The organism is Nocardiopsis sp. iso_40 (genome assembly GCF_056173285.1).
The window spans coordinates 151,173-166,827 of the sequence record NZ_CM149666.1; the positions used below are offsets into that span (position 1 = coordinate 151,173).

Sequence of the window (15,655 nt, forward strand, 5' to 3'; positions counted from 1 at the left end):
GTGAATAGTGTGCGCGAGCATCTTATTATCTGTAGTGGCCAAGTGATAGTGGCACACGGTGGATGCCTTGGCATCAGGCGCCGATGAAGGACGTGGGAGGCCACGATAGGCCGCGGGGAGCTGTCAACCGAGCTTTGATCCGCGGGTGTCCGAATGGGGAAACCTAGCCCGAGTTGTGTCGGGTTGCCGCTACCTGAATGTATAGGGTAGTTGGTGGTGACGCGGGGAAGTGAAACATCTCAGTACCCGTAGGAAGAGTAAACAACAGTGATTCTCCTAGTAGTGGTGAGCGAACGGGGAAGAGGCTAAACCGTATGCGTGTGATAGACGGCAGTCGTTGCGTGTGCGGGGTTGTGGGGTGCATCTTTCCAGGTCTGTCGGCCTGGAGCGCTGATGGTTCTTCTAGCTGAATCCGTTGGGAAGCGGTACCGGAGTGGGTGAGAGTCCCGTAGGTGAAGGAAGAGTCTAGGTGTTGGTGTGTTCCCGAGTAGCGCGGAGCCCGAGAAATTCCGTGTGAATCTGGCAGGACCACCTGCTAAGCCAAAATACGTCCTGATGACCGATAGTGCACTAGTACCGTGAGGGAAAGGTGAAAAGTGCCCCGGTGAGGGGTCGTGAAATAGTACCTGAAACCGTGTGCTGTCAAGCCGTCAGAGCTGGGACTTGTTCCTGGTGATGGCGTGCCTTTTGAAGAATGAGCCTGCGAGTCATGGTGTGTGGCAAGGTTAACCCGGGTGGGGTAGCCGTAGGGAAACCGAGTCTGAATAGGGCGGTTGAGTCGCATGCTGTGGACCCGAAGCGGAGTGATCTACCCATGTCCAGGGTGAAGCGGGGGTAAGACCTCGTGGAGGCCCGAACCCACCAGAGTTGAAAATCTGGGGGATGAGGTGTGGGTAGGGGTGAAAGGCCAATCAAACTCCGTGATAGCTGGTTCTCCCCGAAATGCATTTAGGTGCAGCGTCACGTGTTTCTTGCTGGAGGTAGAGCTACTGTTTGGCTGATGGGCCCGACAAGGTTACTGACGTCAGACAAACTCCGAATGCCGGTGAAGTGAAGCGTGGCAGTGAGACTGCGGGGGATAAGCTTCGTAGTCGAGAGGGAAACAGCCCAGATCATCAGCTAAGGCCCCTAAGCGTGTGCTAAGTGGGAAAGGTTGTGGAGTTGCCCAGACAACCAGGAGGTTGGCTTAGAAGCAGCCATCCTTTAAAGAGTGCGTAATAGCTCACTGGTCAAGTGGTTCTGCGCCGATAATGTAGCGGGGCTTAAGTACACCGCCGAAGCTGTGAAGTTCAGCCCCTTGAGGGCTGGGTTGGTAGGGGAGCGTCGTGCATCCAGTGAAGCTGCCGAGTGATCGTGTGGTGGAGGGTGTGCGAGTGAGAATGCAGGCATGAGTAGCGAAAGCAACGTGAGAAACGTTGCCGCCGATTGACTAAGGGTTCCTGGGGCAGGTTAATCCGCCCAGGGTGAGTCTGGACCTAAGGCGAGGCCGACAGGCGTAGTCGATGGATAACGGGTTGATATTCCCGTACCCGTGCACGAGCGTCCAATACTGAATCAGGTGATGCTAACCACGCTGGATCTTGCAAAATCCTTCGGGAGATTGTTTGTATCTGGTCTGGGACCCGAGCTTGTAGTAGGTAAGTGATGGGGTGACGCAGGAGGGTAGCTCTACCCGGCGGTGGTTGTCCGGGGGTAAGCGTGTAGGCCGGGGGGTAGGTAAATCCGCCTCTCATCAGGGCTGAGACGTGATGCCGAGCCGTTTTTGGTGAAGTGAGTGATCCCATGCTGTCGAGAAAAGCCTCTAGCGAGTTCGTGTGTGGCCAGTACCCTAAACCGACGCAGGTGGTCAGGTAGAGAATACCGAGGCGTTCGGGTGAACCATGGTTAAGGAACTCGGCAAATTGTCCCCGTAACTTTGGGAGAAGGGGAGCCCTGTCTGGTGACGGTCTTTACGGCCTGAGCTGGGTGGGGTCGCAGATAGCGGGGGGAAGCGACTGTTTATTAAAAACACAGGTCCGTGCGAAGTCGTAAGACGCTGTATACGGACTGACGCCTGCCCGGTGCTGGAACGTTAAGAGGACTGGTTAGTTGGGGTTCGCCCCGGCGAAGCTAGGAATCTAAGCGCCAGTAAACGGCGGTGGTAACTATAACCATCCTAAGGTAGCGAAATTCCTTGTCGGGTAAGTTCCGACCTGCACGAATGGCGTAACGACTTCCCCACTGTCTCAACCATGGGCCCGGTGAAATTGCACTACGAGTAAAGATGCTCGTTTCGCGCAGCAGGACGGAAAGACCCCGGGACCTTCACTATAGCTTGACATTGGTGTTTGGGATGGTTTGTGTAGGATAGGTGGGAGCCGGTGAAGTCGTCACGCTAGTGGCGGTGGAGGCGTTGGTGAAATACCACTCTGACTGTTTCGGGCATCTAACTTTGGACCGTGATCCGGTTCGGGGACAGTGTCTGGTGGGTAGTTTAACTGGGGCGGTTGCCTCCCAAAGAGTAACGGAGGCGCCCAAAGGTTCCCTCAGCCTGGTTGGTAATCAGGTGTTGAGTGTAAGTGCACAAGGGAGCTTGACTGTGAGACGGACGTGTCGAGCAGGAGCGAAAGCTGGGACTAGTGATCCGGCACCGGCGTGTGGAAGCGGTGTCGCTCAACGGCTAAAAGGTACCCCGGGGATAACAGGCTGATCTTCCCCAAGAGTCCATATCGACGGGATGGTTTGGCACCTCGATGTCGGCTCGTCGCATCCTGGGGCTGGAGTTGGTCCCAAGGGTTGGGCTGTTCGCCCATTAAAGCGGCACGCGAGCTGGGTTTAGAACGTCGTGAGACAGTTCGGTCCCTATCCGCTGTGCGCGTTGGAGACTTGAGAAGGGCTGTCCCTAGTACGAGAGGACCGGGACGGACGAACCTCTGGTGTGCCAGTTGTCCTGCCAAGGGCATGGCTGGTTGGCTACGTTCGGGAGAGATAACCGCTGAAAGCATCTAAGCGGGAAGCTTGCTTCGAGATGAGGTCTCCTGCCTCCTTGAGAGGGTAAGGCTCCCTGTAGACGACAGGGTTGATAGGCCGGGTGTGGAAGCCTTGTGAGGGGTGGAGCTGACCGGTACTAATAGGCCGAGGGCTTGTCCGCTGCAGATAATTGGATGTTCGCGCACACTTGTTCACACGAAGCTTGGCTGTCGTGACTCCCCTTTGGGGTTGAGTTGTGGTGGTTGTTGGTTTCCGTGGTGGTTGTAGCAGGAGGGTCACACTCGGTCTCATTCCGAACCCGGTCGTTAAGTCTCCTTGCGCTGATGGTACTGCCCTGTGGTGGGGTGGGAGAGTAGGTCGCTGCCACGGTTTTTCTTGAAGAAGGGGGAGGGGTTCGCTGGTGCGGGCTCCTCTCTCTTCTTGTTTTTTGTGGTGGTTTGTGAACATGTGAAAAGCGGGGGTGGGGAGGCCTGTTGTGGTGCGGGGCGGGTTCCCCGCCTGGCTGTGGTGGAGGGTTCTGTCCGGGTGGTGCCTTCAAACGGTTGGTGGTGGGGGTTCGGGACACCCCCCTGGGGTGGTCTGGGCCCGGTGTTCGTCCGGCTGGGCCCTGTGGGGGCTGGTGTGGGGCGTACTCGGAGGCCGCTACGCACCTCGCGGGACGTGTTTGATCTTGCTACGTCTGGTTCTGGAAAAGGGCGAGGCCCGTAGCTCGCCAACCCCCCTGGACTACTGACGTGTTCTAGAGACACGTGTCCCCACGACTGGCGAAAACCCCCTGTGGCCGGGCGCCGCCCACCGTCCTACGGCCAACCCCCACCACCAGAGGAGGGCGCACAAGGCGCACGTTCTGTGACCCCCTGGGGTGCAGGGGGTTCGGGGGTCAGGCGTGGAGGTCGGCGGCTTCGATTTCCTCGCGGGTGATGCCGAGGATGAAGGCGATCGTGTCCAGGTACGGCACGTTGACCGAGGTGTCGGCCTGCTGGCGGACCACGGGTTTGGCGTTGAAGGCCACGCCCAGGCCGGCGGTCTGGAGCATGTCGAGGTCGTTGGCGCCGTCGCCGATGGCGACGGTCTGTGCCAGGGGGACGCCGGCCTCCTCCGCGAAGCGCTGGAGGGTGGTGGCTTTGCCCTTGCGGTCGATGATGGGGCCCACCAGTTCGCCGGTGAGTTCGCCGTCGATGATTTCGAGGGTGTTGGCCGCCGAGTAGTCCAGGTCCAGGCGCTCCACGAGGACGTCGGTGATCTGGGTGAAGCCGCCGCTGACGATTCCGCACTCGTAGCCCAGGCGCTTCAGGGTGCGGACCAGCGTGCGGGCGCCCGGGGTCAGCTCGATCTCGTCCCGGACCAGGTCGATGGCGGACGCGTCCAGGCCCTTGAGGAGGGAGACGCGGCGGCGGAGCGACTCCTCGAAGTCCAGCTCGCCCCGCATGGCCTCCTCGGTGACCTTGGCGACCTCCTGCTCGCAGCCCGCGTGTGCGGCGAGGAGCTCGATGACCTCGCCCTGGATCAGGGTCGAGTCGACGTCCATGACGATGAGGTGCTTGCCGCGGCGGTGCAGGCCGCTGGACTGGACGGCCACGTCCACGCCCTGGGTGGCGGACTCCATGGCCAGTTCGGCACGGAGCTGGTCCGGGTTGCCGCCGGAGATCTCCATCTCGACGGACGTCACCGGGTAACCGGAAAGCCGTTCGATCCGGTCGATGTTGGCACCCGAGCGGGCCACACAGGAGGTGATGGCGCCCAGGGCGCCGGGGCGGAGCGGGGCGGCCAGGACGGTCACGTGGAGCCTCTCCGCGGAGGTCTCGTTGACCCGTCCGTTGCCGGCGCCGTACTCGACCTCCATGTCGAGGTCGATCGCGGTCTTGTCCAGGGCGGCGCGGACCTCCTCGAAGACCCGCTGGCGACTCACCCCCGGGGCGACCCGCTCGTCGACCTCCAGGACCGAACCCAGGACCAGCCGCCCGCCCAACACGACCTGCTCCAGGTCGACGATGGTGACGGGAAAGACGGAGAGGGTGCTCAGAAGGCGTGCGCTGATGCCCGGACGGTCGCGCCCGGTCACCGTTACCAACAACGTGGATTCATCACTCATGGCGTTGTCCACGGTACTCGGCCATGGGACGGGAGTGACTGGCAGGGGCGGAGGTTTTCGCAGCTAGTTCACTATGTGGACAGAAAGACGTTCACTTCTTGCGCTTCTTCTTCGCCTTTTTGGCCTTCACGTCCACACCGCCCAGCATGCACGTCCCGGTCAGATGCACGACGGGGGCGTTCGGGTCTGTGACCTGGTCCGTTCCGTGCAGGTCGGCACCACCGAGAATCGCCGACGTGTTGTTGATCACCCGCACCCCGTGGGGCACCGTGATCTCCACCCCGCCCAGGATCACGGCGAGCTGGATGGTCACCTCGTGCTGGCTCAGCACCGCCTCGCGCAGGTCCAGCTCGACCCCTCCGCACAGGACCGACACGTTGGTGCGGGGTTCGACCAGCCATCGGCCGCGGCGTTCACATCCGCCGAAGACCGCCACGAGGTTCTCCGAACCCTTGCTCTGGCCGGCCAGGTCGCGGGCCTCGCTGCCGAGGACCTCCATGCCGTTGTCGGATCCGCCGCGGTGCGGAGCGGCGTTTCCGGGCAGATCGGAGATGATCGGGCCGAGCTCACCGATGGTCTTGGCCCTGTACAGGGTGTCCAGCCGCTCCTCGTGCTCGACCGGGCTGAGGCGGCCCTCCGCCAGGGCGTCGCGGAGCCGTTCGGCAACCTGGTCCCGGTCCGCGTCCGAAGCTCGGATGTGCTCGGGTTGCATGATGACGGCTCTCCTCCTCTGTGGGTCGGCCACGAACGGCCTCTCACCCAAGTATCGGTGCGACCGGTGCTGTCGCGGATCAGGTGAATCCCCTGGCTTCACCCCGAGAATTCCCGGCACCACTACCAGGGTCCCACTTTCAGCGGGGAAGCTCTATGGCCGCGTGCGCGGCCACCCGGGCCCTGCGCACGGCCGCGTCCAGCGTGCGCAGGGCCTCCTGCCGCAGCCGTGCCTGGTGGGCGGTGAGTCCCCGGCCGGACCCGGGCTCGGCGAGCTCCACCATCCTCGCCAGCCTCTCGGCCTGTGCCGCCACCCTGTGGGCGCGCGGGGGGTAGCCGTGGGCCAGGGCCGGGACCCCCGGGTCGCCGAGGGCCCTGTGCACGGTCGGGGCGAACCCGGCCACGTCGTTCACGCCCTGGAGCTGTTCGGCGACCTCGACCAGGGTGAGCTTCAGCCGCCGTTCCGCCTCGGCGAGGTCGGGGATCTGGGGGACGGTGTCGTTCGCCGGATACGGGGCCCACGAAACGCCCACGTAGGATGAACCACGCCGGTCGGCGGAGGGCACCAGGCCCACCTGCCGTTCGGCGAGCTGCACCAGCACCCCCTCCTGAGCCTCGATGGCGGCCTGGTTGAGTTCGGCCGGGCCCACCAGCCCGAACGGGTCCCCCCAGGCGGGCAGCGCCAACCGGAACACGGACAACCCCAGGCCGCGAAGGTGTACCAACGCGGTGCGCAGCGGTACGCCGCCGTCGAACGGCAGGTCTCCTGGCGGTACTGTCCCGATCAGGTTGGGGCCGCTCCGGCGTTCGACGGCGTCGACGGCGTCGTCCAACCCGACGTGGCCGGACAGCCAGGCGTTGCCCCAGGCGACGAGCGGTGCGGACGTCAAATGCATTACTTCAGGGTAGGGCGGCCCGTGCACCGGCGTGGGACGTGACGAGAAGGAGGATGATGGACGGGCGTGTTCTGGGCCTGAACGGGGTCACGGTACGACGCGGCGGGGAGAACCTGCTCGACGGAGTGGACTGGTCCGTGCTGGAGGGCGAGCGCTGGGTCATCCTCGGCCCCAACGGCGCGGGCAAGACGACCCTGCTGAACGTGGCCTCCAGCCAGCTCCACCCCACCGCGGGCAGGGTGGAGATCCTGGGGGAGTACCTCGGTGGCGTGGACGTGTTCGAGCTGCGGCCGCTGATCGGCTACGCGGGGGCCTCCGTGTCCGGCCGGATCGAGGAGGACACCCCGGTCCTGGATCTGGTCATCAGCGCCGCCTACGGCTACCTGGGGCGTTTCCGGGAGGAGTACGGGGTCCCCGACTACGGGCGGGGCAGGGCGCTGCTGGGGCACTGGGGCGTCGGCGACCTCGCCGAACGGTACTTCCACACCCTCTCCGAGGGAGAGCGCAAGAGGGTGCTGATCGCCCGTGCGCTGATGTCCGACCCGGAACTGCTGCTCCTGGACGAGCCCGCGGCCGGGCTCGACCTGGGCGGCCGGGAGGACCTGCTGCGCCGGCTGGGCAAACTGGCGGGCAGCGAGTCCGCGCCCGCGCTGGTCGTGGTCTCCCACCACGTGGAGGAGATCCCGCCCGGCTTCACGCACGGCCTGCTGGTGCGGGACGGCGGGATCGTGCAGGCCGGCCCGCTGGACGAGGTGATGACCGCCGAGCACCTCAGTGAGACCTTCGGACTGCCGTTGAAGGTGGAGCGTGACGGGGAGCGGTGGACCGCCAGGGCCGTATAGGGATTGTTTTTATAGCGGCAATATATTGTCCGTTAATCCTATTTCCGTCCGGATGTGGTCGACCCGGATAGGTATGGGGTAGCGTCAACGTTCAGTGAGCGGATCGCTCTGTTTCGGCGCGCTTTGTGATCATCGCCTGGAGCGAGGCCGTGGGGGCGCGGTCCGCCCCCACGCTGCCTGTCACCCCCGTCAGGAGATCCGGAGCCGCCTCAGATGCCGCCGCTGAACACCGTTACCCGGTCCGATACCGGGGGGGTCCGGTAACCCATGGCCCCGATCATCATCGTCGTACTGTTCGTCGCCGTCCTGTTGATCATCTTCTGGCGCAGTGTGCGTATCGTGCCGCACTCGATGGAGGACGTGGTCGAGCGCTTCGGTAAGTTCCACCGGACGCTCAGCTCCGGTTTCAACATCGTGGTCCCCGGTGTCGACCAGGTCCGGGAACGGATCGACCGCCGCGTCCAGGTGGTCAGCTTCCCGCCCCAGTCGGCCATCACGGAGGACAACCTGGCGGTCGAGGTCGACTCGGCGGTGTACATCCGTGTGGTCGACGCCTACCGGGCCACCTACGAGGTCGCCAACTTCATCCAGGCGGTCGAGCAGCTCACCCTCGCCACCCTGCGCAACGTCATCGGTGGCATGAACCTGGAGGGGACGCTCACCTCCCGCGACCAGATCAACCGCGAGCTCAAGTCCGTCCTGGACGAGGCCACGCGCGACTGGGGCATCGAGATCAGCCGGATCGAGCTCAAGGGCATCGAGCCGCCGTCCTCCGTGCAGGAGGCGATGGAGATGCAGATGCGGGCGGACCGGGAGAAGCGCGCCCAGCTGCTCAGCGCCGAGGGTGAGAAGCAGGCCGCCGTCCTGCGGGCCGAGGGTGAGCGCTCCTCGTCCGTGCTGAGGGCGAAGGGTAGCGCCGAGGCGCAGATGCTCACCGCCAAGGCCGACGCGGACGCGCAGACCCTGCGGGCCCGGGGCGAGGCCGACGCCATCCACATGGTGTTCAAGGCCCTGCACACGAGCCGGGTCGACCCGGACGTGCTGGCCTACCAGTACCTGCAGAAGCTGCCCGAGATCGCCAAGGGCGACGCCAACAAGGTGTGGATCGTGCCCGCCGAGATGGGGCAGGCGCTCCAGGGCGTCAGCAGCGCCTTCGAACGCATCCAGAACGAGGTCGTGAAGATCCCGACCTGACCGGAGGACCACCGTCGGGCCCCGGGCGTTCGTCGCCCGGGGCCCGTGTCGGTACGAGCCCCCGGCCTGATGATCCGATGACCCGGTCTCGTAGGCTGTGCTGGCCCTCGAGGGTCGGGGAGCGACGGATATCGGGAAGCGGCGCGATGGAACTCTGGGAGGCTCTGGTCATTCTGCTCGCCGGTGTGGCCGCTGGCGGGATCAACGCCATCGCCGGGTCCGGGACGCTCTTCACCTTCCCGGTGCTGCTCGCGCTCGGCTATCCGCCGATCACCGCGACGGTCTCCAACACCATCGGCCTGGCCCCCGGTACGCTCAGCGGCACCATCGCCTACCGGCGTGAGCTGGCCGGGCAGAAGTCCCGGGTCCTCCGGCTCGGCTCGATGTCCTTCCTCGGAGCGGTGACCGGAGCGCTGCTGCTGGTCCACCTGCCCTCCGGCGTGTTCGAGGCCGTGGTCCCGTTCATGATCGGCGCCGCCTGCGTGCTGATCATCCTCCAGCCCCGCATCACCACGTGGGTCCGCTCCCGCAAGCCCGCCCGCCCCGACGGCGGCCCCTGGCTGCCGGTGGGCGCCTACGCGACCGGTACCTACGGCGGCTACTTCGCTGCCGCGCAGGGCATCATCCTGCTGAGTTTCCTGGGTACCGCGCTGGACGACGACCTCCAGCGGATCAACGCGCTGAAGAACGTGATGACCACCATCGCCAACACCACGGCGGCGGCCTTCTACATCGCGCTCGCCGCGCCCGCCTGGCCCGTGGTGGGCCTGATCGCGGTCGGCACCGTCATCGGCGGTTACCTGGGCGCCCGGTTCGGCCGTAAGCTCAGCCCGGCCGCGCTGCGGGTGTGCGTGGTGCTCGTGGGGCTGTCCGCCGCCGTCCAGCTGGTCGCGGGCCGGATCTGACCCGGGGCCCGCTCAGGCGCCGCGGAAGTAGCCGCGCCGGTCGGCGTCGTCGATCAGGGCGCCGGCGTAGGCCCCCAGGGCCTCGGAGCCCTCGGCGATCAGCTTCACCTTCTCGGTGACCTGGGCCCGGGTCACCCCGAAACGTACCCAGGCGCCGCCCTCGTTGTGCCAGTTGGCGAGGATCGGGGCCAGCCGGTCGACGGCGCGGGCGAACCGGGCCTCCGGGGTGCGGCGGGCCTCGAACTCGTCCCACAGCTCGCGGGCGTGCGCTGCCTGGTCCTCGGGGAGCAGGGGGAAGAGGCGGTCGGCGGCGGCGCGTTCGCGCTCGTCCTGCGTCTCGGCGTCCACCTGGTCGAAGAGGAAGGTGTCGCCCGCGTCGATCTCCACGATGTCGTGGATCACCAGCATCTCGGTGACGCGGTCGATGTCGGTGCCCTCGGGTGCGTACTCGGCGAAGGTGCGGGCGGACAGGGCCAGGTGCCAGGAGTGCTCCGCGGAGTTCTCCCGCCGGGAGCCGTCCACCAGCAGGTTCTGCCGCAGGACGCGCTTGAGTTTGTCCGCTTCGAGGAGGAAGCGCAGTTGCGCGTTCAACCGCTCGTTGTCGACCCCGCTGGCAAGGACCGGTGCCGGTTCCGTCACGTGGTTCGCCCTCCTGGTGGATGAGTCGAAACGGGTCAGATGGGACCGCGGCGCGGTCGCCCCTGGATGATCCCATGGAACGTGTACCGGCTGTCGCGGCGGAGTCCGGGAAGCGGCCGCGGGGGAAGCCCGAGGGGTGGACCGGGTGAACCCCGGTTTTCTGCGCGCCCCATCCGGTCCCACCGGGCCGGGGCACGGGCCCGGCTAGCTGCCGGTGACCGCTCGTACCTGCGCGGAAGGGGCCAGGTGCTGGTGGAACCACTCGGTCAGGGCCCGGTCGGTGAGGACCCCGGCCGGGGTGAGCGGACCCGGTTCGAGGCCGGGTTCGGGGCCGATCGCGTGCGCCAGGTCGGGGACCACGATGTGACGGAGCGCATTCCCCGAGCCCTGTGCGGCCAGGGTGTCGTGGAAGGCCGAGCCGTGTGCGGGCGGGACCACCTCGTCCCGGCCGCCGTTGACGACGAGCAGCGGGGTCGCGTTGCGGGAGATCTCGGCGGCCCTCCCGGAGAGGTCCAGCCAGCCCCGGGTCTGCTGGGCCTGGGCGCTCCAGCGGTACGGGGCGCCGGTGCGGCGTTCGCGTGCGGCCACCAGCAGTGCGGGGTCGACGATGGGGTTGATGGCCGCGGCGGCGCCCACGGGGATCCGGTCCTCGGCCAGGGCCAGCAGTGCGGCGGTGGCCCCTGCTCCCACCCCGACCAGACCGACCGGGGCGTCGGAGACGGGGAAGGCCGAACGCAGCTCCTCGGTGACCCGGCGCAGCTCGGCCGCGGCCTCCTCCACCACGGGTCCGAAGAGTTCGACGAGGTAGTCGCGGGCCCCGCGCTGGTTGATCTCGGCGACGCCGCCCTCGGGTAGGCGCGCTCCGAACAGGGGGAGGCCGAGGTAGACCCGCCATGCCGGGAGGGAGGCCATGGGTACGGCTCCGGCCAGGGCCGACTCGCTGCGCGGCGGCTCGAAGGCGTGCAGGCCCACGACGAGCGGTGCCGGGGACCCGGTGGGCACCGCCGGGGGCAGGGCGAGGAAGGGCACTCCTGCGGCGGTCCCGGTGACGGGACCGGACAGGGGCGGGGCGTCGGCTACCACGGGAGGTCACCTCCAGTGCGTTCGGAGAAGTGGGACAGGTAGCTGCTGACGAGGCGCTTGGCCTCGTACACCAGGGCGGGGTCGCCGTCGGGGCTGTCGCGGAACGCGAGCTTGAGCACGGCGTCCGCCGCCTCGACGGCCACGTGGATGGCGCGGTCGAGTTCGTCGTCGTCGGTGATGCCGGTGACGGAGACGATGATCCTGCGCAACCGTACGGATATGACCCGGTTGTTGTCACTGCCGCCGCTGAGCAGCCGGGGGTCGACTATGTCACCGAAGTGCAGGCTGCGAAAACCCGGCACGTTGCGGTGCATGTCGATGTACTCGTCGATGACGGTGTCGACGGCGACGGTCCAGTGGGTGAAGGAGGTCTCGGCCAGGCGGTCGGTGACGCGGGCGCTGAACTGGTCCAGGAAACGCAGCCCCAGGGCCTGGGTGATCGCCTTCTTGTCCGGGAAGAACTGGTAGACGGAGCCGATGGCCACCCCGGCGCGTTCGGCGATCCGGGTGGTGGAGAGGTTGTCGTAGCCGACCTCGTCGAGCAGGTCGGCGCAGCAGTCGAGCATGCGCTGGACCCGGACCATGCTGCGTTGCTGGGCCGGGAGCCTGCGCAGAGGAGCCTGCGCGAAGGCGAGTTCGTCGTTGGCGACGCTTGCGGGTCCACGGTTCTCACGCGACGCGGTGGTCCCGTTGGCCGCACCGGGGGATCGCCGTGCGCGCGGGGGCGTTGAGCTTCGGGAATTAGTCGTCACACAACCTATGATGCCTTTCCGGAATCACCTGGTTCCGGGGAAATTCCAGTTTCGTGCCAAAGAACCCCGGGAGAGGTCGTCCTTGGCGGGACCGGCCGACGTTCTCCGAGGTGGAAGCAGGAGCGAAGGAAGTGGAACGGAGCAGCCCCTTTTGTCCTCCACGTCCTCTGTTGTCGCTGTCGGTAGTCGGAATGTCGCATTCCGGTCCGTGTTGTACGCGGGAGGGCGTGGCATTGTGGGGCCGTGCCCGACGCAGCGCACGTACCCCTCCAGGAGGTTGGCGTGAACACCGAAGCCCCCGAGACCACACCCGAAGAGCTCGACGCCGTACTGCGGCGCGCGGCCGAGGCGGCACCGCTCTACGCGGCACTGCCCGCCGCCGAACGCGCCCGCGTGCTGCGGGCCGTCGCCGACGCCCTGGACGGGGCGGCCGACGAACTCGTCCCCGTCGCCATGGCCGAGGCCCACTACCCGGAGGCACGCTGCCGGGGCGAGCTCGGCCGGACCACCTTCCAGCTCCGCCTGTTCGCGGACGTGCTGGAGGAGGGCGAGTACCTGGAGGCGATGATCGACCCGGCCGACCCGGACTGGGGCACCCCCCGGCCGGACGTGCGGCGCCTGCTCGTACCGCTCGGCCCGGTGGTGGTCTTCGGGGCCAGCAACTTCCCCTTCGCCTTCTCCACCGCCGGAGGCGACAGCGCCTCGGCCCTGGCCGCGGGCTGTCCCGTCGTGGTCAAGGCCCACCCGGGCCATCCCGAACTGGCCCGGCGCACCGCTGACCTGGTCATCGCGGCGCTGGCGGAGTCGGAGGCGCCCGAGGGGGTGTTCGCTCTGGTCAGCGGGTTCGAGGCGGGGCGGCGCGCGGTGACGCACCCGCTCACGCGTGCGGTCGGCTTCACCGGTTCCATCCCCGGCGGACGGGCCCTGTACGACCTCGCCGTCTCGCGCCCGGAGCCCATTCCGTTCTACGGAGAGCTCGGCAGCGTCAACCCGGTCTTCGTGACCCGGGCGGCGATGGCGGCCCGGGGCGAGGGGATCCTCGAGGGGTACGCGGGTTCGGCCACGATGGGGTCGGGCCAGTTCTGCACCAAGCCCGGGGTGGTGTTCGTCCCCGAGGGCGCCAAGCTGGACGCACTGGTCGACGACCTGGCGGACCGGGCCGCCGCTCCGCTGCTCAACGACCGGGTGGCCGAGGGGTTCGCACGCGGTCTGGACGCGCTGGCCGCCCATCCCGCCACGGAGGTGCTGGTCAGCGGGGAGGAGACCGGGCAGGGCCGGTCGCCGAGCCTGCTCCGTACCGACCTGGACTCCCTGCTGGAACACTCCGAGGACCTGCTCGCGGAGTGCTTCGGACCCGCCACGCTCGTGGTGACCTACCCCGACGAACGGCGCCTGCTGGAGGTGGGCGGGGTTCTGCACGGTCAGCTCACCGTCACCGTGCACGGTGAGGAGGAGGACGACCCGATGGCCCCGGCGCTCCTGGCCCTGGGCGCCTCGGTGGCGGGGAGGGTGGTCTGGAACGGTTGGCCGACCGGTGTGGCGGTCACCCACGCGATGACCCACGGCGGCCCCTACCCGGCGACGACCGCGCCTTCGCACACCTCGGTGGGCAGTACCGCGATCCGCCGCTTCCTGCGGCCGGTCACCTACCAGTCGGTGCCGCAGCCGCTGCTGCCGCCGGAACTGCGGGACGGCAACCCGCTCGCCGTGCCCCGCAGGGTCAACGGCGGGCTGCCGTCGGAGTGAGGTACCGGTCTCCGGGCGTTCGGAGGGGCGCTGCTCTGCGAACGCTCAGGAGGCGGAGGTGTCGTAGGCCTCGCGGAAGGCCTTGAAGCGTTCGTGCTGCCTCCTGGCGTAGGAGTAGACGAGGACGAAGCACGTGAGGAACACGGCGGCGGGCCCGAGCTGGAGCAGGTTCCGGGCATCGAACCCGGGGCCGATGACGTCGGCCAGGGGGAGCAGGGCGGCGAACACCAGGACGACGAACAGCCCGCCCATGTAGTAGTTGGGGTTGCTGTTGGACACGAGCCGGTCGGACAGCCGTCGGGCCAGGCGGTTGATGGCCGGGTCCGGCCCGAGCCGTCCGCTGGCCGCCTGGAGCCTGGCCGAGGCGTACCGGACGGGGTCGGACTCCTCCACCTCGGGCAGGTTCCTCCCGTGGAAGTACATGGGCAAGGCGACGAGGAGGGCGCCGGTGAACGCCGCGACGAGGACCCCGACCAGGGTCCAACCCGGAATGCTGGTCGGATCGGCCAGGGACGGGGCCGCGGCGACGATGGCGAGGAGGGTGGTGGCCGCCGCGGCCAGGGCGGCACCGCGGAGCGCGAAGCCCGCGGGATGGCTCTGGGCGTAGAGCTGGATCCGGGCCCCGGTGACCTGGGAGCCGCTGGGGCGGGGGGCGTGGGGGCCGGCGGGCTGCGGGTCGTTCCTCTCGAAGCTCATGTCCACGAAGGTACGGCGGTGGCCCCCGGCCCCACCACGCTCTTATGTTGGCTCTATGGATCAGATTTCCCCCACTTTCGTCAGGTCGCTCGTCCAGGACCTGCCCAAGGTGGAACTACATGTTCACCTCGAGGGCTCCATGCCGGCCGAGACCCTCTTCGAGCTGGCCGGACGGCATCGGGTGAAGGGCGTCCCCGACACCCTGGAGGAGCTCAGGGACTGGTACGCCTTCACCGACTTCCCGCACTTCGTGGAGGTCTACCTGGCGTCGGTGCACACTCTGCGGGAGGAGGCCGACTTCGCGCTGCTGACCTCGGTCGTCGCCGAGCGGTTGGCCGCGCAGAACGTGCGTTACGCGGAGGTCCACGTGAGCCTCTACGCCCACCTGATGCGCGGCGTACCGTCGAAAGTGGTGTTCGACGGGATCGAACGCGCCCGGTTGGACGCCGAGCGCGAGCACGGCATCCGGCTGAGGTGGATCCCCGACTTCCCCGCCGACTTCGGGGTGGAGGCGGCCGAGAGGACGGTCGAGGCCGTGCTCCGGGACGGCCCGCCGAGTGTGGTCGGGTTCGGGGTCGGCGGTGTGGAGACCCCGCTGGGCCAGTACGCCGACGTGTTCGGCCGGGCCCGGGCGGCCGGGCTGGCCAGCCTTCCGCACGCGGGTGAGCACGGCGGACCGGAGCGGATCCGTGAGGCCCTGGACCTGCTGGGGGCCGAGCGGATCGGGCACGGCATCGACGTGATGAAGGACCCTGAGCTGGTCGAACGGCTGGTGGCGGCACAGCTGCCGGTGGACGTCAGCCCCACCTCCAACATCTGCACGCGTGCGGTGCGGCGGATCGGGGAGCACCCGCTTCCCGCCATGCTCGACGCCGGCCTGCTGGTCACCCTCAACAGTGACGACCCCACCATGTTCGGCAGCGACCTGAGCGGTGAGTACGGGGTCGCCCACGGGTTGGTGGGGGCCGAGGGGCTGGTGCGGTTGGCCCGCAACGGGGTGCACGCCTCCTACCTCGGCGCGGCCCGGCGTCGGGAGCTGTTGGCGGAGATCGACGAGGCAGCCGCTCGGCACGGGGTGCCGACGCCCTGAGGTCCGGGGGGCTTCGGAGCCGGTACGGGTACCGGCTCC

At 67.4% G+C, this 15,655-nt stretch carries 12 protein-coding genes and 2 rRNA genes; 7 read left to right on the forward strand and 7 right to left on the reverse strand.

Going from position 1 to position 15,655, the window contains the following annotated elements:
• Positions 1-35: 35 nt before the first annotated feature.
• Together AC0VYD_RS00690 and rrf are read left to right on the forward strand one after the other, a co-directional pair.
• A 23S ribosomal RNA gene (locus AC0VYD_RS00690) occupies positions 36-3,131 on the forward strand.
• Between the two features lie 92 nt (positions 3,132-3,223).
• A 5S ribosomal RNA gene (gene rrf, locus AC0VYD_RS00695) occupies positions 3,224-3,339 on the forward strand.
• Positions 3,340-3,850: 511 nt separating this feature from the next.
• On the opposite strand, the gene serB is transcribed toward rrf, so the two are convergent.
• From serB to AC0VYD_RS00710, 3 genes are all read right to left on the reverse strand, one after another.
• Positions 3,851-5,062: a phosphoserine phosphatase SerB gene (serB, locus tag AC0VYD_RS00700; protein ID WP_475478084.1), complete on the reverse strand. Its 1,212-nt coding sequence runs from the start codon at positions 5,060-5,062 to the stop codon at positions 3,851-3,853.
• Positions 5,063-5,153: 91 nt separating this feature from the next.
• Positions 5,154-5,774, reverse strand: coding sequence for a DUF1707 SHOCT-like domain-containing protein (locus tag AC0VYD_RS00705; protein ID WP_452540189.1), 621 nt, complete (start codon positions 5,772-5,774; stop codon positions 5,154-5,156).
• 139 nt (positions 5,775-5,913) lie between these two features.
• Entirely contained in the window at positions 5,914-6,669 is a 756-nt protein-coding gene (locus tag AC0VYD_RS00710) for a hypothetical protein (protein ID WP_475478085.1), read from the reverse strand.
• Positions 6,670-6,725: 56 nt separating this feature from the next.
• Here AC0VYD_RS00710 and AC0VYD_RS00715 point away from each other — a divergent pair, with 56 nt between their 5' ends.
• From AC0VYD_RS00715 to AC0VYD_RS00725, 3 genes are all read left to right on the forward strand, one after another.
• Positions 6,726-7,511 carry an ATP-binding cassette domain-containing protein gene (locus AC0VYD_RS00715; protein ID WP_473037222.1) on the forward strand — a complete coding sequence of 262 codons (786 nt, stop codon included), beginning with the start codon at positions 6,726-6,728 and terminating at the stop codon, positions 7,509-7,511.
• Between the two features lie 267 nt (positions 7,512-7,778).
• Entirely contained in the window at positions 7,779-8,705 is a 927-nt protein-coding gene (locus AC0VYD_RS00720) for an SPFH domain-containing protein (protein WP_191273813.1), read from the forward strand.
• A 146-nt stretch (positions 8,706-8,851) separates the two neighbouring features.
• Entirely contained in the window at positions 8,852-9,610 is a 759-nt protein-coding gene (locus AC0VYD_RS00725) for a sulfite exporter TauE/SafE family protein (protein WP_475478086.1), read from the forward strand.
• 12 nt (positions 9,611-9,622) lie between these two features.
• Here AC0VYD_RS00725 and AC0VYD_RS00730 read toward each other — a convergent pair whose 3' ends face one another.
• The 3 genes from AC0VYD_RS00730 to AC0VYD_RS00740 all read right to left on the reverse strand — a co-directional run bounded on the left by AC0VYD_RS00730 (position 9,623) and on the right by AC0VYD_RS00740 (position 11,916).
• Positions 9,623-10,249: an HD domain-containing protein gene (locus AC0VYD_RS00730; RefSeq protein ID WP_473037220.1), complete on the reverse strand. Its 627-nt coding sequence runs from the start codon at positions 10,247-10,249 to the stop codon at positions 9,623-9,625.
• A gap of 204 nt (positions 10,250-10,453) precedes the next feature.
• Positions 10,454-11,332: an alpha/beta hydrolase family protein gene (locus tag AC0VYD_RS00735; RefSeq protein WP_475478087.1), complete on the reverse strand. Its 879-nt coding sequence runs from the start codon at positions 11,330-11,332 to the stop codon at positions 10,454-10,456.
• Complete coding sequence (locus AC0VYD_RS00740) at positions 11,326-11,916, reverse strand: TetR/AcrR family transcriptional regulator (protein ID WP_475478088.1); 591 nt, start codon at positions 11,914-11,916, stop codon at positions 11,326-11,328. Before AC0VYD_RS00740 ends, AC0VYD_RS00735 begins: the two co-directional genes overlap by 7 nt.
• 450 nt (positions 11,917-12,366) lie before the next feature.
• Between AC0VYD_RS00740 and AC0VYD_RS00745 the strand changes: the two genes are divergently transcribed.
• Positions 12,367-13,830: an aldehyde dehydrogenase (NADP(+)) gene (locus AC0VYD_RS00745; RefSeq protein WP_475478089.1), complete on the forward strand. Its 1,464-nt coding sequence runs from the start codon at positions 12,367-12,369 to the stop codon at positions 13,828-13,830.
• Positions 13,831-13,875: 45 nt separating this feature from the next.
• On the opposite strand, the gene AC0VYD_RS00750 is transcribed toward AC0VYD_RS00745, so the two are convergent.
• Entirely contained in the window at positions 13,876-14,526 is a 651-nt protein-coding gene (locus AC0VYD_RS00750) for a hypothetical protein (RefSeq protein WP_475478090.1), read from the reverse strand.
• A gap of 55 nt (positions 14,527-14,581) precedes the next feature.
• On the opposite strand from AC0VYD_RS00750, the gene add reads away from it, so the two are divergent.
• The gene (add, locus tag AC0VYD_RS00755; protein ID WP_475478091.1) at positions 14,582-15,616 is read left to right on the forward strand and encodes an adenosine deaminase; all 1,035 of its coding nucleotides are present in this window, start codon (positions 14,582-14,584) and stop codon (positions 15,614-15,616) included.
• Positions 15,617-15,655: the final 39 nt, after the last annotated feature.

Excerpts from the sequence above, each read along its gene's own strand:
- serB (WP_475478084.1), bottom strand. The coding sequence starts at position 5,062 with ATGAGTGATGAATCCACGTTGTTGGTAACGGTGACCGGGCGCGACCGT.
- AC0VYD_RS00705 (WP_452540189.1), bottom strand. The coding sequence starts at position 5,774 with ATGCAACCCGAGCACATCCGAGCTTCGGACGCGGACCGGGACCAGGTT.
- AC0VYD_RS00710 (WP_475478085.1), bottom strand. The coding sequence starts at position 6,669 with ATGCATTTGACGTCCGCACCGCTCGTCGCCTGGGGCAACGCCTGGCTG.
- AC0VYD_RS00715 (WP_473037222.1), top strand. The coding sequence starts at position 6,726 with ATGGACGGGCGTGTTCTGGGCCTGAACGGGGTCACGGTACGACGCGGC.
- AC0VYD_RS00720 (WP_191273813.1), top strand. The coding sequence starts at position 7,779 with ATGGCCCCGATCATCATCGTCGTACTGTTCGTCGCCGTCCTGTTGATC.
- AC0VYD_RS00725 (WP_475478086.1), top strand. The coding sequence starts at position 8,852 with ATGGAACTCTGGGAGGCTCTGGTCATTCTGCTCGCCGGTGTGGCCGCT.
- AC0VYD_RS00740 (WP_475478088.1), bottom strand. The coding sequence starts at position 11,916 with ATGGTCCGGGTCCAGCGCATGCTCGACTGCTGCGCCGACCTGCTCGAC.
- AC0VYD_RS00750 (WP_475478090.1), bottom strand. The coding sequence starts at position 14,526 with ATGAGCTTCGAGAGGAACGACCCGCAGCCCGCCGGCCCCCACGCCCCC.
- add (WP_475478091.1), top strand. The coding sequence starts at position 14,582 with ATGGATCAGATTTCCCCCACTTTCGTCAGGTCGCTCGTCCAGGACCTG.